Annotated in this window: 16 protein-coding genes and 4 pseudogenes; 10 read left to right on the forward strand and 10 right to left on the reverse strand. The window is 60.9% G+C overall.

Annotation, left to right across the window (positions count from 1 at the left end):
* Window positions 1–133 precede the first annotated feature (133 nt).
* From mfd to IPP03_06520, 5 genes and pseudogenes are all read left to right on the forward strand, one after another.
* Window positions 134–3,574 (forward strand): transcription-repair coupling factor, encoded by a 3,441-nt coding sequence (gene mfd / locus IPP03_06500; protein MBL0352305.1) that lies wholly within the window; start codon window positions 134–136, stop codon window positions 3,572–3,574.
* 3 nt (window positions 3,575–3,577) lie between these two features.
* Window positions 3,578–4,651: a 3-deoxy-7-phosphoheptulonate synthase gene (locus IPP03_06505; GenBank protein MBL0352306.1), complete on the forward strand. Its 1,074-nt coding sequence runs from the start codon at window positions 3,578–3,580 to the stop codon at window positions 4,649–4,651.
* A gap of 10 nt (window positions 4,652–4,661) precedes the next feature.
* Window positions 4,662–4,922, forward strand: a pseudogene (locus tag IPP03_06510) (DUF4160 domain-containing protein).
* On the forward strand, window positions 4,877–5,197 hold the full coding sequence (locus tag IPP03_06515; protein ID MBL0352307.1) for a DUF2442 domain-containing protein: 321 nt from the start codon (window positions 4,877–4,879) through the stop codon (window positions 5,195–5,197). Before IPP03_06510 ends, IPP03_06515 begins: the two are co-directional and overlap by 46 nt.
* A gap of 256 nt (window positions 5,198–5,453) precedes the next feature.
* Window positions 5,454–6,224, forward strand: coding sequence for a twin-arginine translocation signal domain-containing protein (locus IPP03_06520; protein MBL0352308.1), 771 nt, complete (start codon window positions 5,454–5,456; stop codon window positions 6,222–6,224).
* 58 nt (window positions 6,225–6,282) lie between these two features.
* Here IPP03_06520 and IPP03_06525 read toward each other — a convergent pair whose 3' ends face one another.
* Both IPP03_06525 and IPP03_06530 read right to left on the reverse strand, forming a co-directional pair.
* Window positions 6,283–7,461: an IS4 family transposase gene (locus IPP03_06525; protein MBL0352309.1), complete on the reverse strand. Its 1,179-nt coding sequence runs from the start codon at window positions 7,459–7,461 to the stop codon at window positions 6,283–6,285.
* The gene (locus tag IPP03_06530; protein ID MBL0352310.1) at window positions 7,439–8,701 is read right to left on the reverse strand and encodes an IS4 family transposase; all 1,263 of its coding nucleotides are present in this window, start codon (window positions 8,699–8,701) and stop codon (window positions 7,439–7,441) included. The genes IPP03_06525 and IPP03_06530 overlap by 23 nt, the downstream gene beginning before the upstream one ends.
* 172 nt (window positions 8,702–8,873) lie before the next feature.
* Here IPP03_06530 and IPP03_06535 point away from each other — a divergent pair, with 172 nt between their 5' ends.
* Window positions 8,874–9,032, forward strand: a complete 159-nt coding sequence (locus tag IPP03_06535) for a transposase (protein ID MBL0352311.1) — start codon at window positions 8,874–8,876, stop codon at window positions 9,030–9,032.
* A 565-nt stretch (window positions 9,033–9,597) separates the two neighbouring features.
* Window positions 9,598–11,163, forward strand: coding sequence for a hypothetical protein (locus IPP03_06540; GenBank protein ID MBL0352312.1), 1,566 nt, complete (start codon window positions 9,598–9,600; stop codon window positions 11,161–11,163).
* Window positions 11,164–11,352: 189 nt separating this feature from the next.
* On the opposite strand, the gene IPP03_06545 is transcribed toward IPP03_06540, so the two are convergent.
* The 4 genes and pseudogenes from IPP03_06545 to IPP03_06560 all read right to left on the reverse strand — a co-directional run bounded on the left by IPP03_06545 (window position 11,353) and on the right by IPP03_06560 (window position 13,571).
* The gene (locus tag IPP03_06545) at window positions 11,353–11,544 is read right to left on the reverse strand and encodes a hypothetical protein (protein ID MBL0352313.1); all 192 of its coding nucleotides are present in this window, start codon (window positions 11,542–11,544) and stop codon (window positions 11,353–11,355) included.
* Window positions 11,545–11,557: 13 nt separating this feature from the next.
* Window positions 11,558–11,833, reverse strand: coding sequence for a hypothetical protein (locus IPP03_06550; GenBank protein ID MBL0352314.1), 276 nt, complete (start codon window positions 11,831–11,833; stop codon window positions 11,558–11,560).
* Between the two features lie 53 nt (window positions 11,834–11,886).
* A complete protein-coding gene (locus IPP03_06555) occupies window positions 11,887–12,114 on the reverse strand; it encodes a PEP-CTERM sorting domain-containing protein (GenBank protein MBL0352315.1) in 228 nt (75 codons plus the stop codon).
* A 41-nt stretch (window positions 12,115–12,155) separates the two neighbouring features.
* Window positions 12,156–13,571: pseudogene (locus IPP03_06560) on the reverse strand (transposase).
* A 76-nt stretch (window positions 13,572–13,647) separates the two neighbouring features.
* On the opposite strand from IPP03_06560, the gene IPP03_06565 reads away from it, so the two are divergent.
* Window positions 13,648–14,286 carry a helix-turn-helix domain containing protein gene (locus IPP03_06565; protein MBL0352316.1) on the forward strand — a complete coding sequence of 213 codons (639 nt, stop codon included), beginning with the start codon at window positions 13,648–13,650 and terminating at the stop codon, window positions 14,284–14,286.
* Here the strand turns inward: IPP03_06565 and IPP03_06570 are convergent.
* The 3 genes and pseudogenes from IPP03_06570 to IPP03_06580 form a co-directional block, all read right to left on the reverse strand.
* A pseudogene (locus IPP03_06570) lies at window positions 14,213–15,792 on the reverse strand (IS66 family transposase). The gene IPP03_06565 and the pseudogene IPP03_06570 sit on opposite strands and share 74 nt — an antisense overlap.
* A gap of 9 nt (window positions 15,793–15,801) precedes the next feature.
* A complete protein-coding gene (gene tnpB, locus IPP03_06575; GenBank protein MBL0352317.1) occupies window positions 15,802–16,179 on the reverse strand; it encodes an IS66 family insertion sequence element accessory protein TnpB in 378 nt (125 codons plus the stop codon).
* On the reverse strand, window positions 16,179–16,487 hold the full coding sequence (locus IPP03_06580) for an IS66 family insertion sequence element accessory protein TnpB (GenBank protein ID MBL0352318.1): 309 nt from the start codon (window positions 16,485–16,487) through the stop codon (window positions 16,179–16,181). Before IPP03_06580 ends, tnpB begins: the two co-directional genes overlap by 1 nt.
* Window positions 16,488–16,580: 93 nt before the next feature.
* Between IPP03_06580 and IPP03_06585 the strand changes: the two are divergent.
* Window positions 16,581–17,192, forward strand: a pseudogene (locus IPP03_06585) (IS630 family transposase).
* Between the two features lie 28 nt (window positions 17,193–17,220).
* On the opposite strand, the gene IPP03_06590 reads toward IPP03_06585, so the two are convergent.
* Window positions 17,221–17,433: a hypothetical protein gene (locus tag IPP03_06590; protein ID MBL0352319.1), complete on the reverse strand. Its 213-nt coding sequence runs from the start codon at window positions 17,431–17,433 to the stop codon at window positions 17,221–17,223.
* Window positions 17,434–18,019: 586 nt separating this feature from the next.
* Here IPP03_06590 and nspC point away from each other — a divergent pair.
* Window positions 18,020–19,117, forward strand: coding sequence for a carboxynorspermidine decarboxylase (gene nspC, locus IPP03_06595; GenBank protein ID MBL0352320.1), 1,098 nt, complete (start codon window positions 18,020–18,022; stop codon window positions 19,115–19,117).
* Window positions 19,118–19,119 lie beyond the last annotated feature (2 nt).

Raw genomic sequence — 19,119 nt, forward strand, 5'->3', positions numbered from 1 at the left:
CTAAGCCAAATTGTGGCACGCCGACAAGGCCGTTTGCTTAGCAGCCAGGCCTAAGTACCGTGCACGACCTGGCTGGTAGGTAATTCGCTCATCACCGCTATAATCCCCACCCGCTCTAGCTGACTGATCTGCCGTGCCCGTTGCCCGCCCGCTGCTTTCCCTCCCCGCCCTGCCCAAGCCCGGCGCCCGCGTCGATCTGCCACCGTTGGCCGGTTCCGCCGATGCCCTGGCATTGGCCGAACTGGCCAGTCAAAGCAAGGGCCGCCTGCTCGCCGTCGTTACCGCCAGCGCTGCCGACGCCCAGCGCCTGCTGGAGGAAATCCCGTGGTTTGCGCCCGGCCTCAAGGTGCGCCTGCTGCCGGACTGGGAAACCCTGCCCTACGATCATTTCTCGCCGCATCAGGATCTCGTTTCCGAGCGCCTGGCCACGCTGTGGGCTGCCTTGCAGGGCGATCTGGAAATCCTGCTCGTTCCGGCGTCGACCGCAGTCAATCGGCTGGCGCCGCCGGAATTCATGGCGGCCTATACCTTCGAGTTCAGGAAGGGCCAGAAACTCGATGCCGACAAGTTTCGCAGTCAGGTCACGCTGGCCGGCTACGCACATGTGACGCAGGTCGTGTCGCCCGGCGAATACTCGATTCGCGGCGGCCTGATCGACCTCTTTCCGATGGGCTCGCAACTGCCCTACCGGCTCGACCTGTTCGACGACGAGATCGAAAGCATCAAGACCTTCGACGTTGATACCCAGCGCACCGTTTATCCGGTGCCGGAAGTGCGCCTGCTGCCGGCCCGCGAGTTCCCACTCGACGACAAGGGGCGCACACATTTCCGTCAGGCGTTCCGCGAGAGATTCGAGGGCGATCCGGCAAAATCCGGTATCTACAAGGATATCTCGACCGGTATCGCCAGCGCCGGCATCGAGTATTACCTGCCGCTGTTTTTCGACGAAACCGCCAGCCTCTTTGACTACCTGCCGCCGGATGCGCTGTTCGTCACGCATGGCGATGCGCCGGGCGCGATTGCCGCCTTCTGGAGCGATACCCGCTCTCGCTACAACCTGCTGCAAGGCGATAAGGCACGGCCACTGCTGGCGCCGGAAGAATTGTTCCTGACCGACGAAGCCTTCTTCAGTGCCGCAAAATCCTACGGTCGACTGGCAATTCCGGCCAAAAATGAAAGCTCCGCCGGAAAACTGCTCAATCTTGCGGTCGACCGCCGCAGCGACAACCCGCTCGGCGCGCTGAAAAGCCATCTCGCCAGTTTTGGCGGTCGCATACTGCTGCTCGCCGAAACCGCCGGCCGGCGCGAAACGCTGGCCGCAATGTTTGCCGAGCACGGCATCAAGCCCGAAGCCAACGCCGATTTTGCCGGATTTGTCGGCAGCGATGCCAAACTGGCGCTCGGTATCGGCCCGCTGCAAACCGGTTTTGCGCTCGACCAACTGGCGTTCATCACCGAAACCGAGTTGTTCGCCGGCAGCCCGCGCCGCACCCGGCGTGAAGCGGCACGCAAGGCCACTTTCGACAACTGGCTGAAGGATCTGACCGAACTCAAGGTCGGCGACCCGGTCGTCCATGAAAGCCATGGCATCGCCCGCTACCGTGGGTTGGTGCGCATGGACCTTGGTCTCGGCGAACAGGAATTCCTCGAACTGCACTACGCCAACGAGGCCAAGCTCTTCGTGCCGGTGGCCCAATTGCATGTGATCTCGCGCTATTCCGGCGCCGACCCGGAAAACGCCCCGCTGCACACCCTCGGTTCCGGTCAGTGGGAAAAGGCCAAGCGCAAGGCCGCCGAGCAGGCGCGTGACACCGCCGCCGAACTGCTCGCGTTGTATGCCGCCCGTGCCGCCCGTCAGGGCCACGCCTTCAGTTTTTCGGAAAACGATTACGAAGCCTTCGCCGACGGTTTTGGCTTCGAGGAAACCCATGATCAGGCGCAAGCCATCGCTGCCGTCATCGAAGACATGCGCTCCGGCAAGCCGATGGATCGCCTGGTCTGCGGCGATGTCGGCTTCGGCAAGACCGAAGTCGCACTGCGTGCCGCCTTCGGCGCGGTGGCCGGCGGCAAGCAGGTTGCCGTGCTCTGTCCGACCACCCTGCTCTGCGAACAGCATTACCAGACCTTCGTCGACCGCTTCGCCGACTGGCCGGTGAAAATCGCCGAAATCTCGCGCTTCAAGACCGCCAAGGAATCGGCGCAGGCGCTGCGGGAACTGGCCGAGGGCAAGATCGACATCATCATCGGCACCCACAAGCTGATCGGCAAGGACGTCCGCTTCAAGCAACTCGGGCTGGTCGTCATCGACGAGGAACACCGCTTCGGCGTGCGCCAGAAGGAAATCCTGAAATCGATGCGCGCCGAGGTCGACGTCCTGACCCTGACGGCGACGCCGATTCCGCGCACGCTGGCAATGTCGATGGAAGGGCTGCGCGATTTCTCGGTGATCGCCACCGCACCGCAGAAGCGCCTGGCGATCAAGACTTTCGTCAGCAACTTCTCCGACGGTATCATCCGCGAGGCGGTGCTGCGCGAACTGAAGCGCGGCGGCCAGGTGTATTTCCTGCACAACGAAGTCGACACGATCGCCAACATGCGCGACAAGCTGGAAAAGCTGGTGCCGGAAGCGCGCATCGTCATCGGCCACGGTCAGATGAACGAGCGCGAACTCGAGCGCGTCATGCGCGACTTCACCGGCCAGCGCGCCAACGTCCTGCTGTGCACGACCATCATCGAAACCGGCATCGACAACCCGCACGCCAACACCATCCTGATCAACCGCGCTGAGAAGTTCGGTCTGGCACAATTGCATCAACTGCGCGGCCGCGTCGGCCGCTCGCACCACCAGGCCTATGCCTACCTGCTGGTACAGGACGCGAAGGCGGTGACCAGGCAGGCAAGAATGCGTCTGGAGGCGATTCAGGGCATGGAAGAACTCGGCTCCGGCTTCTTCCTCGCCATGCACGACCTCGAAATCCGTGGCGCCGGCGAAGTGCTGGGCGACAACCAGTCCGGCGAGATGCAAGAAGTCGGCTTCAATCTGTACACCGACATGCTCAACCGCGCCGTCGCCGCGCTCAAGCAGGGCAAGCACCTCGACGCTGTCGACCTCACCCAGCCGCTGGGAACCGGTACCGAGATCAACCTGCGCACGCCGGCCCTGCTGCCCGACGCTTACTGCCCCGACGTCCATGAGCGCCTGACACTGTACAAGCGCCTGGCCAATTGCGACAGCGCCGACGAACTCGACGCGCTGCAGGAGGAACTGATCGACCGCTTCGGCCAACTGCCGCTCCAGGGTCAGTCGCTGCTGGCAACGCACCGCCTGCGCCTGCTGGTCAAGCCGCTGTGCATCCAGAAGCTCGACGCCTCGGTCGACCAGATCACACTTCAGTTCGGTCCGGAATTCGCAAAACTGGCGCCTATCGACCCGATCAGGATTATCAATTTGATCCAGAAGAACCGCAGCTATAAGCTGGCCGGACAGGATAAAATTTCATTTTTGCGCCATTGCCCGACCTTGAACGACAAGGTCGCCGCCGTCAAAGACATGATTCGCCAACTGAGCCAGTAAGCCATGAGCACCATCGACATCGAAAACGTCAACGTCACCGCCTTCGACACCATGCCGACGCCGGAGGATATCCACAGCCGCCTGCCGCTGTCGCTGGCCGCCGCACACACCGTCATGCATGGCCGCGCCACGCTGCGCGGCATTCTCGAGCGCACGGACCCGCGCCTCTTCGTCGTCGTCGGCCCCTGCTCGATCCACGACCCGGTCGCCGGCCTCGATTACGCCCGCCGCCTCAAGGCGCTGGCCGACGAAGTCGGCGACACGCTGCAGCTGATCATGCGTGTCTATTTCGAAAAGCCGCGCACCACGGTGGGCTGGAAGGGCTACATCAACGACCCGTTCATGGACGACAGCTTCCGCGTCGACGTCGGCATGGAGAAAGCCCGCCAGTTCCTGCTCGACGTTGCCGAACTCGGCCTGCCGACCGGCACCGAGGCGCTCGACCCGATTTCGCCCCAGTATTATGGCGACCTGATCACGTGGACCGCGATCGGCGCCCGCACTGCCGAATCGCAGACCCACCGCGAAATGTCCTCCGGGCTGTCCACCCCGGTCGGCTTCAAGAACGGTACCAGCGGCGACCTCGGTGTCGCGGTCAATGCCATCCTGTCGGCCTCCAAGCCGCATTCCTTCCTCGGCATCAACGGCCAGGGCCGCGTTGCCGTCGTCCGTACCCGCGGCAACCGCCATGGCCACATCGTCCTGCGCGGCGGTGACGGCCGCCCGAACTACGACACCGTATCCATCGCGATGGTCGAGCAGGCGTTGACCAAGGCCGGGCTGCCAAACAACATCGTTGTCGACTGCTCGCACGCCAACAGCTTCAAGAAGCCGGAACTGCAGCCGCTGGTCATGGCCGACATCGTCAACCAGGTCCGCCTCGGCAACAAGTCGCTGATCGGCGTCATGATCGAGTCCAATATCGAAGCCGGCAACCAGCCGATCCCCGTCGACCTCAGCCAGCTCCGTTACGGCTGCTCGGTTACCGACGCCTGCGTCGACTGGGATACCACCGAGAAAATGATCCGCGACGCCGCCGTGCTGCTGCGCGACGTGCTGCCGGAACGGATGGCCTGAGAAAAAGACGATGCCAACTATCAGCCAGTCTTTCGGTATCGTGATTCAGATGTTCTGGCGGGAACATTTACCTTCTTACTTTCATGCACTGTATGGCGAACGCGAGGCGCTGGTAAACATTTGAACGCTGGAGGTAATCGCTGGCAGCCTGCCCCGGCGGGCGATGAATCTGACAATAGAATGGGCGATCGAACACCGACATGAACTGACGGAGGATTGGGATTTATGCCAAGCCAGACAACAGCCCAGGAAAATTCGGCCGCTGGAGTAATTCCTGCCGCGCCATGGCGTATCCAGGCTGTTTCAGTCCTGCCGGATCATCGGCTCGCCCTGACCTTCCGCGACGGCTCGTCAGGCATTGCCGCTCTTTCAGCGATAAAAACAAGCACGAACCCCGGCATCTACGCTCCTCTGGCTAGTGCAGATTTTTTCGCACAGGTCCGGATTGAACTTGGCGTACTCATCTGGCCTAATGGCGCAGACCTTGATCCGGCCTGGCTGCATGACAGCCTGACCACCGAAAAAACATGGGCTTTCCCCTTTTAACGATTCGGGTTCGGACTATCTCGAGAAGTTGCACAAGGTCTGGGTGCGGGAACTTACCGCGGCGGTGGACCGGTTGCCGCCGATGCCGCCCAGGCTGTTTACGCGTGAGGTGCCGTGAATTTTCAAATACAATGCTTTTAAAGTTTTTGCTCACCCGATGGCTTGATTCCGGGTGAAATAATTTTTTCTGGCGGAATGAGAGTGAAAATCCCATCTGCCTTCTGTTTGCAAACTGACTGATCAGGAGACCTGTCTCATGTGCGAATCCGATAAGAACCATCCGGAACAATGTGTGCATCTGCCTTCCCGGCGCGCCTTCGTCAAGGCATCCACGGCTGCGGCCGCCGCCGGGTTGCTCGGCGCCAGTGGTGCCCACGCGGCGGACACCACCGCCAAGGGCCCCGTGGCCATGGCGCTGACGAAAGAAGCGCGCGACAAGATGACGCCGGACCAGATCCTCCAGAAATGGAAGGACGGCAACCTTCGCTTCCTTGAGGGGCGCAAGATCCAGCGCGATTTCCTCGCGGAAGCGCGCATGACGGCATCCGGTCAGTTTCCCGCAGGCGTATTGCTGAGCTGCATCGATTCGCGCGCGCCGGCCGAGATTCTGTTCAACCTGGGCATGGGCGACGTGTTCAACGCCCGGGTGGCCGGCAATATCGATAACCCCGACATTCTGGGTAGTATGGAGTTCACGACCAAGCTGGCCGGCGCCAAGGTCATCCTGGTGATGGGGCACTCGGCCTGTGGCGCGGTGGCAGGTGCCATTGCGGACGCCAAGCTGGGCAACCTCACGCAATTGCTCGCGAAGATCCAGCCAGCCATCAAGGCGACGACTTACAGCGGCGACCGCACGGCCGGCAACGCGGCATTCGTCGATGCGGTGGCGCGCAAGAACGTCGAACTGACCATGGCCAGCATCCGCAAGAACAGCCCGGTGATCGCCGAACTGGAAAAAGCCGGTACAGTCAAGATCGCGGGCGCATTTTACGACCTGAAGACGGGCGCCGTGGACTTTTTCGCCTAAGCGACAAAGCGAAAGAGGTCTGCTCCAGAGAACAATAGGGGACGGACCAGAATGGCACTTACTTAAGCTTTTTGGGATGTCCCTGAGTGCGGACGATGTTGCGAGCGATGGAGCGCGGCTTGGTGAGTAATGGGTAGGCGTTCTGTCGTCGTTTGATGGCACGAGGTTCGATGCGTCCGGGGCGATTGCCCACGATTTGCCGTGCGATGAGTGCGAAGAGTTCATCAGGGCAGGTGATATTGCCCTGAAAGGCGTGAGGTGCCCACGCGAGCCAAACTTGTACCGTATGCTTGGAGCTTAACTGCCGGGGCAAGCAACCGCTGAGCAGCGCTGCGCGCGCCATCATCAATCGGATCAAATTGTAGGCGAGCAAATAGACCCAGATCTCCTTCACGGCCATGTCGGGGGTTTGGCAACTCAGTTGCTCCATACCCAAGGTAGTCTTGATGTTGCGCAGGTCAAGTTCGACATGCCAGCGATCCCGGTACAGCCGTTTGATGGAATCCTTGGACGTTTGCTTCGGGCACAACAAGGTAGTAACCAGCGTCTTGCCGCCGGCACGAAGCTCGCGCACGGTCAGACTCGTCGGCGCCTGCGCGTAATCATCCTGAGACATCCAGCCTGGCTTGATAGCCGGCTTGGGTAGTACCCGCAGGTGATCTCGCTCCCCCAAGCGCTGGCCGAGGCTGAAATCGGTGGTACGTTGGCGTGATCCATGCTGTTCAAAGACCGCATCCACCCCACGCTCGGCCAGGGCGCACAGCAGGAAATAGGTGGCAAAGAAGGCGTCGCCCAACAGCACGTCACCACGCGCCAAGGTATCGAGCTGAAGGCGCAGCAAGGACTGCTCATCGGTTCCCTTGCCACGACAAGCGCTGATGGCGGCATTGAGCACTGCACCGCTGCCAAGGCAGATCAGGCCGACAAGTCGGCATTGCGGGAACCCCAATCCAGGCTGCTGACTTCGCGGCTGGGGAAAGTCAGTTTGATTGGCCTCGGTATCAGGCATGATGACAGTGGCACCATCAACCAAGCGAACCGGACGACCTCGCCAGTGCCAAGCCGCTGGGGCGTGGGCCGTCAGCCATTGACCTGTGTGACCGGCCAAAGTGCTGACCATCGCCGTTGGCATACGTTGGCGAGCGCGGCAGTAGGCCCCCGTATGGGTGCTGTAGGGGAGTGAGTCTGGCCAATCCTCGTGACTTAGCATCTTGTCATGGAGCGGTTTTGTAGGCATGAGACTTGTGTGGCTTGGGTCGAATAGGTCGCGGTCGGTTTCGGTTGGGGATGAATTTTTGAAGGTTCAGGACAATCTCGGAGAACAGTGCGGCGACGATGCGCGAGGTCAAGCGAAGGCGGCCGGTGAGCACTTGGGGCAGCAGACGGCGCAGATGCGAGAAAGCCAAGGTGCGATTGATACGCCACGGCGAATCTGGGGCGATGAGGTGCTCCGTGGCCAGATAGACCGCCAGCGCATTGAGGTTGTCGCAGAGCATCTTGGCGCCGACGTCCTGACAGGCCGCGAGCCAGGTCAAGCCAGACGTATGCTCAAGCGACAGGCGATGCTTGAGGCGCTTGAAGGCCTCTTCGATGCGCCAGCGCCGATGATAGAGATCTGCGAATGCAGGCGCCGGATACTGCGCACTGTCGAGCAAGGACGTCATGAGCACGCGCACCTTACCGGCGGGTGTCACTTGGCGGATCAGGCGCACGGTCGAGGCCTGGCGGGGACACTCATAATCGACGGCATCCCGGCAATTCGGCGGTGGCAGGGTCACCACGGTGTCGTCCTGGCCGGAGCGCATGAACTGCGTGATGGCGGCAAAGGTCGACGACGAATCGCAGCGCATGCAAAAGGGAATCTCCCGATGCAGCAAGGCGGCCACCAGCCACGCGCCCGGGTAACCGCGGTCGAGCAGCAGCATGTCGTGGCGGTCAATCCGGTCCAGGCGCTCGAACAGCATCTGCCGCTCACCAACCAGGGGGCTGTGCAGGATCAGCGAATCGAACAACTCGATGCCCGGACGAAACAAGCCGAACAGCGTCGCCTCGCGCACACACCGCTTGCCCTCCGCGTTGAGCAAGGTCAAGCGAACCTTGGAGGCATCGGCGGCCAGAACCCGCAATCCCTGCCAGAGCGGCTGACCGGGAAGGGCTTCATCGACCAGCCGCAGCAACTCTGTGTTGAGCGGATCGAAGACATTCGCATAGAGGCGGCTACGCGCCTTCGAGAACGCACTGGCGGTCACCACCCGAGACAAGCGGGTTCGCCGCGCCAGCAGCGTGAAGAACGCATCGAGTTCGCCCTGCACGGCCCCACGCACACCGCTGAGCAGGAAAGCGATCAGATCGGTGAAGGGCAATCCACGGCTGCGCGTGAAATTCCGGGAATCACGGCGAGCCGCTTCGCGAAAGGCTGTGCTCTGAATGAAGTCCGCAAGCCTGAAAAGCACATTGACATATTTAGGACGGCATATTTAACCTATAAATATCAATCCGTTACGAGACCCAATTCTACCCCGATATGGCCGGCTTATCGCGGCGGCTGTAAAATATGCAAACGCGCTAAGTCAAGAGGATTGGGATAGTTGTCCCTTTGGTCTGATTTAGACTTCAGACCAGAACAGCAGGGGCGAGGAAGAGGACGACGTGAGATATCCGAAGGAACTGAAGCAGAAAGTATTGTCGCGAATGATGGCGCCGGGGAATGAGACGGTGTCGGTGTTGGCGCGGGCGTTCAACGTAACAGAAGCGACACTGTATGCGTGGCGGCGGGTTCCGTCACCTGCGCCTCCAGTACTTGATTGAGCACCGCTTCCACCAGTTTCGCCAGCCCGTCCTGCCCGTTTAAAAGCCCTGGCAGCAAGTCCGTTCCTACGCTACGTCGACTCTTGCCTCGCGTCCTGGCAGGGGTGCAGAAAATCACCACCCGAGTCACTCGGGAAATCTTCTCGGAAATCGTCAAAAACCTCGAGAAATTCATCCCTGATCAATGCCGAACTCGCCCAAATCAGCGGAAACCTCACTTGTCCCATGCTTATAAATCTGCCGTATGACCTCGTGCTAAGTTTCGAGGATTGGAGTGCCCCTCAGCCCATTGTGGCCACTAGATCGTCGATGACAGGGAACTGAATGGTATGTTGCCAATCTCTGGGTCGCGGGCAGTGCTTGGGGTGCTATTCAGAAGGATTTTCTGCAAATCGTGACGCATGCTGGCCAAAAATCGGCGATTGCCTTCTGCACCCGGCGCCGCCATTCGCCCCGAAGCCCGGTTGGATTCCCTTTCGTTCATCCCCATCCTTTATCGATTGTGCAACACACAATGCCACGTTATGCTATTCGGCATTTTTCACCACTTCCTGAAAGAACCATCATGCGCCAGAAGATGCTGCAAACGTTTGCCGGCCTGGCAATCGCCCTTACCATGAACCTTGGCCACGGGGCCAATCTACCGGCGGACCTGCCGGAACTGAATATCGATATCAAGCAGACCACCGTCTCCGGCATTTCATCCGGTGCTTTCATGGCGGTGCAAGTCGGCGTCGCCAAGTCGGCGTCGGTTAAGGGCGTGGCAATCACCGCCGGCGGCCCCTACTTCTGTGCGCTTCAATCATCCTTTGGTGGATCCGCTTCGACCATCGCCATGGGCCGCTGCATGCAGGGCGACCCCATGATTCCGACGCGGCCGATTACCTCCGACGACCTCAAGCAAATGGAACGTGCGGCCCGCGACTGGTCAGCGAAGGGCATGATTGACCCAGTCAGCAACCTGGAGAACCAGGCCGTGTGGGTATTTCACGGCTATAACGACGGCGTCGTCAAGCGGCCAGTCTCGCAAGCCCTGGTGGACTGGTACGGCCGTTTCACACCGAAGAGCCAGATTTTCCACAAGGACAGCCTGAACGCCGCCCATGCACAGATTTCCGCGGCTTGCAGCGGCTCAGGCTCGTCTTCGTGCAACCTTTGCCCAACCACCGGCGGCAAGTTCATCAACATCTGTGGCGACCAACCGCCCGTCAGCGGTCAGTTGTACGACGCCGCCGGCGCCGCCCTGCAATTGTTCTATGGCCCGCTCGCCCGCACCGAGAGCAGCAAGCTGAGCACCAAGCCTCTGGCCTTCAGCCAAGTGCCCTACCTCAAGCAGCGCGATGGCACGCCGGTCGACAAGCCGGACGACATCGCGATGGGCGAGACCGGCTATGTCTATGTGCCCGAGTCGTGCAAGGCCGGCCAGCGCTGCCGCCTGCACATCGTCTTCCATGGCTGTATGCAAAGCGCCGCCACACTAGGCACCGACTTCGTCGACAACGCCGGCGTGAATGAATGGGCCGATGCCAACAATATCGTCGTGCTCTATCCCCAATCCATACCTACCCTGGGTATGCGGCTACCCATCAACCCCAATGGTTGCTGGGACTGGTGGGGCTATAACGACACTCAGGACATGAGCACCCTGGGCGCCAAGGCCGGCACTTACGCCACCAAGGATGGGGTGCAAATCGCTGCGGTCTGGCGCATGGTGGAAAAGCTGGCGAACAAGAGTTCGGCTACGACCCCGGCCAGCATCGCCGGCCCGGTCACCCGCCTGATAGTGGTGGACAAAAGCGCCAACCAGGCCGTATTGCGCTGGCAAGCGGTGGAGAGCGCTTCCGGCTATCGCGTTTATCGTGCAAGGGCCGGTAAGACTCCGGCTGCCTTGGGCAAAGCCAGCAACCAGACTTTCCTGGTGGATGCCAGCCTTTCCCCTGCGACCCTCTACACCTACACGGTGCGCCCGGTCATCGGCGGCAAGGAAGGGGTGGGTTCAAACGAGGTCCGCGTCACTACCGCGCGCAAGCCGCCCGCATGCAATCCCTACTTCTCGATGGCTCTGGGGAAGCCGGTGAAACCGTTCCCTGGTGTGCCGACCGGCGTGCCGACTATGGACGTCTGTCAGTAAGCGCAAACATGGCTCGCGCTTGAGCAGCTATGTGGACACTCACTAACACTGCGGCCGCCCTCGGGGCGGCCGTTTTCCTGTGTGGGTCGGAACTTATTCCGGAGCAAGCGAAAGGGGTCAGAGTGAATTGAAAAATCCAATTTACTCATATTTCTGTTTGACCTCGCGGTTGTGAGCATCGTGCTTCGCTCAGAACGGCACTTCGACCCTTGGCCAGACTGCGTTGATCGCCCGCCGGAAATCGCCCTGGATGCGCGTCAGCGCGGTGTCGTTGTCCGCCTCGAAACGCCAGACGACGACCGGGGTGGTGTAGGACTGCCACGAGGCTGGGTGGCGGGAATGTCGCGGTCGACCGGTCAAAAGACCTGAAAACGGGCCCACCGAGCGATGATCCTCACTTCGCTTTGATGAGTGCCCCGGAGATCAGTTCCGCCATGAAAACGTTGATTCCGCCTTCATGCGCACCCCCGCGCTCATGAAGTTGCTTCACCAGATCCGCCGGCAGCTTGCAGGCAAAGGGGACCTGCCCGGATTCCCGATCCAGCCGGCGCTGCTCACGCCTATCCACGACGCTGGATGCACCCGCCGCAAAGCGATTCGGGCTACCGCCTGCCCCCAGTTTGCCATTGATCTTGAGACCACGATTCTTCTCGAGATCTGTCCTCTTCATAGTCATTTGGATTCCTTGCTTTTTCAGGGCGGAGAAAATACCGCCGGCAGACATTATCGCCCGACAAGAGCGCGGAGCATAAAAAAGCGCCACCGCAGCGGGGCTGATGGGTGACAACTGGGCGCGTAGGCCGCCTGGTGCCAGGTCACGACAATGCCGATCAGGCCGATGGCCAGCAACAACAGAGTTTCGGGCTCGGGAATTTCGGCCAGCGCCGGCCGTGCTATCAACTCATGGCCCTGAGTCGTTGGGTGGATGCCGTTCCAGAACAGGTGGTCCATGGGATCAGCGATACAGGTTGGACTCATCCTAAAAACCGCAGTTAGCCGATTCCATTCGCATGATTTGCGAGTAATCGGCGAGATTGAGGCGGTCCGACGCCGGCCAGGGTGCGCTTGAAATGATCGCAGACGAGGTTCCAGACGGTGGTCAAGTTCAACTGCTCCGCAGCGCATGCTGCCCAAGCCTGAAGTTGCGCTGAGACACGTTGCAGAACCTCACGGGCCTGGCCGAAATGCGCGTGCAAACCAGTGAGGGTGATCGTCGTCTGTCCGGCATGCTCGGTTTTGCGGCCGACCGCGGACATCAACCACGGCCTGCTGGTGATGGCCTCGCGGCGGACCTCCGGGTTGGCCAGTCGGACGAAGAGACTCCAGCAGTTGTCCCACGGGGACTTCCTTTGGTCGTAGATGAGCGCCACCGCTCTTGCCGAGAGCTGGCAACGATGCAGGTCGTGCGTCGTGAATCCACCCCATCCCCACTGATTCTTCAGTTCGTCGAAGGCGTTCTCCGCATCGGCCCGATCTCGATAGAGTTGCCCCAGCGAAAGAATCTCGTGATCGAGGTTGGTGACCAGGACGGCATACTCGTAGCCTGTCGCTTGTTTGCCGGTCTTGCGGTCGGTCTCGACAAAGCCGAGCAGTCCTTGACCATCGTCCTCCTGAGCAATCATCATTGCGCCCTTGAGGGGACGGCGCAGAATCACCACCCGTCGAGACGCCTTCCACCCGGACAGGCTCAGACGGCCGTCCTTGCCTTCCCATCCCTGACCTGCATCGGTCCAGCCGGTTTCCCAGAAGACACGCTCAATGTGGCGCTTGACGTTCTTCGACAGGCGCAGCTTGAAGAGGTAAGGCTGCCCCCGCTCTTCCAGCGGCGCGATGAAGGGATCGGAGCCGAAGCCGCAATCGCCGCGAACCATCTTGGGGCGCCGCTTGGGTGGCAGGGCATCCAGAATTCTCAGCAGACCCGGCAGACTGTGACTGCCCGAGTGTTCGTCACCCGCCTTGACCTCGGCGCCAACGACCAACCGCAGGCCGGCCATGAGGTAGGTGTGATCGGTGTGCGAGGGACGCCCTGGTTTCTTCGGGTTGTAGGAGACGACCGCCCCTTCCTGCTTGCCGTAGAGGGGCTTCACGGTGGTGTCGACATCGAAAATCCAGGGTGCATCGAGCAATGGCGCCGTGCTCTCGTTCAGGTGTCCGTCCAGCCAGGCGACGCCTTCGGCTTCTGGGGTTGCCGCCAATGCCCGACGCAGCGCATCTTCGCTGATCACTTTCCTCATGCCCAGGAGCCCTGGATTGACGCCGTCGCAGCGGATCGCGGTGACGTGCGAGTAGCGTCTGTGACCCGAAAGGATCGACAGCATCCAGGTGCCAAACACTTCAGCTTTGCTCGGTGCGTTCGGACTGACGTATGGCAGCGGATAGTCTTCCTGCCAGCCCGACCACAGTCTAGTAGTACGTTCCATTAATATATTTACAAACGTGCCGTTAATTGCCATGATTGTCTTAGCATTTGACGTGGAGGTGATCATGGGGCGGACAAGCGGGCGAGCAGCACTGTTGCTGACAGACGAGCAGAGGTCCAGGTTGTCTGAATTGGCGGCGTCGCGAACGGCGCCGTTGCGCGAAGTGGAGCGTGCCGGCGTGCTGCTCAAATACGCGCAGGGCGTATCGATCACCGAGATTCAGCGGCAGTTGGGCGTCAGCCGGCCGATGATCTACAAATGCATCGACAAGGCGCTTGCGGCGGGCATTCAAGCCGGATTGAAGGATGCCTACCACCGGCCTCACGCCCCGGAGATTACTGAGGAGGCCAAGGCTTGGGTGGTCAGCGTAGCGTGCACCAAACCAAGGGAGTTTGGACTGGCTGCGGAGTTGTGGAGCATCTCGGCGCTGGCCCGCCATGTGGCCGAACAGGCAGCGGCATCGGGCTTCCCACGGCTTGCCGGTGCGGGCAAGAGCACGGTCTGGCGGATTCTTGATGCAAACCACAACTCAAACCCCACAAGATCACCTACTATCTGGAGAAACGGGATCCCGACTTCGACCGGAAGATGCATGAGGGTAACCGGCAACTACGCGGCGTCGAGCGCCCCTACTTCGGCAACGCGTACAAAGGCGAGCGCAGCGGGTTCTGAGCGAACAGTTCTTTCCAGACCCGTGGCGTGAGTTCATGGACGCGGTCGGCGGGGTGCTCGGCGACGCGCTGCAGGACATCGACGAGATAATCGTAGGGGTCGATCTGATGCAGCCGACAGGTAACGATCAGGCTCTGGATGATCCCGACCTGCCTGGCGCCGAACTCCGTCCAGCAGAACAGCCAGGAGCGGCGCCCCATGGGGAATCACCCGCAGGGCGCGTTCGAGGTGATTGGTGTCGATCGGCACGTCCGGGTCGGCGAGGAAGACCTCCAGTCCCCATCGTCGATCGCGCGCGTAGGCCAGCACCCTGGTCAGCGGATTGCGCGGTAACAGCCCCTGCGCCGCGAAGCGTTCGCCAACCCAGGCGAAGAAACGCTCGACGATCGGTTTGGCATGCTCCAGACGATAGTCGCGCTTCCCTTGCACCGGTGAGCTTTTGCTCGCGGATGCGCTCTTCGACCTGATACAGGTCCCCAATGAGCGCGAGTGCCTGCGCTGCCGCTTCTGGTTCCGCGTCTTGCGCGTCAAAGAACTTACGACGCGTGTGCGCCCAGCATTGGGCGTGCGTGATCCCGATCTGCGCCGCGTAATGACTGTAGGCCTGATAGCCGTCCGACAACAGCACCGCGCCTTCGGCGGCGGTCAGTCCGAGGGCCGCCTCGACGTGCTTGAACTCGCGACTGGCGAAGAAGGGGAAACAGATTTCGTCGCCTTCGCCATACACCGGCCAGAAGTACGCCGCTTTCAGCTTGCCGGGTGCGCCCTGTCCGGCCTTGATCGGCGTCTCGTCCATCGCCTTGACGCGCGAGCTGCGGATCGAGGCAAACTGCGCCTCGTAGATCGGTTCGAGCAGAGTGATGCCCTGTTGCCCGATCTGCGTCAGCCACGGCCGGCTGACGGTGATTCCCGCATCGGCCAGGCGTTGATGCTGGCGATACAGTGGCAGGTGGTAGGCAAATTTGTCAATCAGCAGTCCGGCGACGAAGCTGACGTCGGCCCGGCTGCCCTCAATGACACCGGCCGGCGCGTTGGCGCAGACCAGTGTCTGGTTACTCTTGAGCTTGATTACCGGCCGGCGATACTTGATCACCACGTAGCTACCCGGCCGTTGCGCCAGGCGATAGCTGTCCTTGTGGCTGATGACCTCGTAGTCCTCGGGAGAGAGGCCTTCGACTTCCGGCGCGGTGAGCTCGACGACTTCGACTGGGACGCGGTTCTCGTCGAAGAAGGGCACGCTTTCGTCACTGGGACGCTTGCTGGTCGGCTGACGGGTATGCGCGGCGACGGGGCGACCTGGTGACTCAGAACCTGGTGGGGGCGTCGGGAACTCGCCGAGACTCAGTTGGCCGCTCGGCGTGACGTCGATGCGTCGTTCGCTTTTCTGGCCGAAGATCTGGCGCTTGAACCAGTCGATTTGTTGCTTCAGTGCGGTGATTTCAGCAGACAGCGTCTGGCACAGATCCAGCACCTCTTGCGGGCACAATGCCGCGGCTTGTTCGAGGTTGTAAACCGTCTGGTAACGTGCTGAATCCATGCGTGCATTTTAACACAAGCCGCTGTTTTGAAGCGTTTTTATGGGCGCTCCAGAGGCGTGATAACGCTTCTTCCGGCGTCCCGGCTCGATCCCTTCGAGGAGCAGTTTCAGACCGGTCCAGTCGATTTCGCACGTGCGCACTTTATCCCAGTTGGCGACGAAACGGCCTTCTTCGAGACGCTTGGCCCACAGGCAGAAGCCGCTGCGATCCCAGTAGAGCACCTTCACCTGAGTGCCACGGCGATTGAAGAAGACGAAGAGCTGGCCGCTCAGCGGGTCCTGACCGAGGACATGACGGGTGATCGCGTACAGACCGTCGAAGGATTTGCGCAGGTCGACCGGCTGGCCATAGACTTGGACGCGGATTTGGCCTTCAGGGAAAAACATCAGCGGCGCTCCAGCTGCAGGATCAGGCCGCCGCCGAGGTCGAGGGTGAGGTGGAAACGAGCGGGCGTCGCCGTGGTTGTGCTCAGAGGGCCGACGTCGACGAAGGTGGCCGGCTGGCCGCTGGCCTTGTCCTGACTGTCGAGGGCGATGCCCAGACGTGTGCGCCAGCGATGGAAGCTGGTATCGCTGATCCCTTCGCGTTTGCAGAAGGTCGCAACGTTCAAACCGCTGCCCGGAAATCGCGACAGCAACGCCTCCCATTCGCTCGCGCTACGCCGCACCCGCGACCCTTCCCCTGCCTTGGCCATCCTGGCCTCCTCCGCGTTTCGTGATTCGAGGAGGACATTGTCGACAGCACGATCGGCGCTGGAAAGAACGCCGCAGAGTTACCGGTTACGCATGAGGTGCTGATGGTCTACCGGGACGTTTCCCTCTACACCGAAGGCGCCGTTCATGATGGACGGCCGAACCCGATTTACACGGTCAGTGTCGATGAAAAGCCCGGCGTTCAAGCGATTGGCTTGACGGCGCCTGACCGGCCACCGGTTCCCGGCAAAGCACCGACGGTGAGTCGGGATTACGAGTACGTCCGCCATGGAACCGTATCGATCCTGGCCGGCATCGACTTGCACGCCGGCCATGTGTTTGCCCAGGTTGAAGATCGGCACCGCAGTTGCGAATTCATCGGTTTGCTCCGTTCAATCGATGCGTACTACCCGCCGGAGGCCATTATCCGTGTCGTCCTCGACAATCACTCGGCCCACATCTCGAAAGAGACGATGGCTTACTTGGCGACGCGACCCGGACGTTTCGAGTATGTTCATACACCCAAGCATGGTTCTTGGCTCAACTTGATCGAATGCGCTTTCTCGAAAATGGCCCGGACCTTCCTCCGCCATATCCGCGTCGCCTCGATTCATGAACTCAAAGCGCGCATCCTGAAAGGTATCGATGAAATGAACGCCACCCCAGTTGTCTTTCGCTGGAAGAAATTCGACCTCGAAATCGCATAATACGTAATTATATTGATGGAACGATATACTAGTCGGTCACAATCATCAGGTGCTTGTCCACGGATAGGGTATCGAGCGGCGGGTAGATACGCTCACGATAGTCTTTGACATGCGCGGTGACGAGCGCAGCGATTTCCGCATCGCCCAGTACGCGACTGAAGACGCCGTCTCGCGGGTTGGTAAATTGTTGGCGTAGTGCCATCGCACCGCGCCGTAATCGAGCAGCTTTACTATCCTTCATTCGGGCTGACCTCGCTGCAGTTTGCCGTTCGTTTCGCAACAAAAGCTTACCGCTTCGGGCTGTCAGCCCCTTACTTTACTGACCAGCTATCGGCTTAAACTTGTGACATGAGAGTGAGATCTCATTAACCATTATCTGGGTGAGCCGACCTCACCGCCACGCCTGATGCCGGCACGCGCGCAGCCGCTGTGGGAGATCGCGGGCGTCGCGCCGGACGAGAGCGATCCGCAAGCGCAACCTGCACCGGAACATGCCGCGAAGCAAATCCTTGGCGGGACGAGTTCGATCAGCGCATCGCGTGGTCGGGCAACAGACGAACAGACGTCGCTCGTCGGGTGGCCTCAGGCACAGACAACGTGCATGCAGTGGCGGGCCGTTCAGGTTCCTTCGACACAAGTTCCCAGATTGACTACGACTGAAACGCAAGAGATACTGTGAAGGTGGCCTTGAATTTCCTATCCTTGTCCCTCAGCGAGGGTGAGGAATACCCCAAGCGATTTAGACGTCATGGGCGACCCTGCCCACGCTTGACCGTTCGGAAGTGGGGTGCAAAAGTGCGCCGGTCGGCTGCGCTTCGGAGACCCATGTGAAGACCCCGTACTACCTAATAGACGAGCGCAAGCTGTTGCGGAATCTGAAGATCATCCAGCGCGTGCGGGAGTCCTCGGGGGCCAAGTCGATGTTGGCGCTCAAGTGCTTCTCCACCTGGACCGTCTTTCCGCTCATGCAGCAGTACTTGGACGGCACCACCAGCAGCGGCGTGTATGAGGCCCGGCTCGGCTACGAGAAGTTCGGCAAGGAGGTGCACGCTTACAGCGTCGCCTTTTCCGGAGCGGAAATCCGCGAGGTCTGCCGCTACGCGGACAAGATCATCTTCAACTCGGTGCCGCAATTGGAGGCGTTCGCGGACGACATTCGCGGCCTGCCCGTGGGAATTCGCGTGAATCCCGGCGTCAGTTATTCGCACTTCGACCTCGCCGACCCGGCCGGACGGCACTCCCGGCTCGGGGTGCGCGATCCGAAGGAACTCGAACGCGTGGCAGACCGCTTGAGCGGCGTGATGTTCCACTTCAACTGCGAGAACGACGACTTCTCCGATTTCTCCAGGAACCTGTGCCTTATCGAGCGGCAGTACGGCTCGCTTCTCCAACGCCTGGAGTGGGTAAGCCTCGGCGGGGGACTCTACTTCACGAAGCGCGGCTACCCGCTGGCGGCACTCTGCGCGAAGCTCAAAGAATTCAGCCGGCGTTTCGGTGTCCAGGTGTACCTAGAACCCGGGGAGTCCGCCATCACGGGGGCCGGCGAGTTGGTCACCACCGTATTGGACGTCGTGCACAACGAGGCGGAGATCGCCATCGTAGACGCCTCGACCGAGGCGCACATGCTCGATCTGCTCATCTACCGCATTCCGGCCAAGATCGCATCGCCCCGCCCCGGGCCCCACCCGGTGATCATCGCCGGGCGCTCATGCTTGGCCGGCGACATCTTCGGTAGCTATCAGCTGGCCTCCAGGCTCAAGCCGGGCAGCACCGTTCGCTTCGCCGACACGGCCGGCTACACGCTGGTCAAGAAGAACTGGTTCAACGGCCTGCCGATGCCGGCCATCTGTGTGCGGCGACTGGATGGGACGCTGGATATGGTACGGCGTTTCGGCTACAAGGATTTCCGCACAAGCCATTCGTAAGG

Source organism: Candidatus Dechloromonas phosphoritropha, from assembly GCA_016722705.1.
Classification (GTDB): Bacteria; Pseudomonadota; Gammaproteobacteria; order Burkholderiales; family Rhodocyclaceae; genus Azonexus; species Azonexus phosphoritrophus.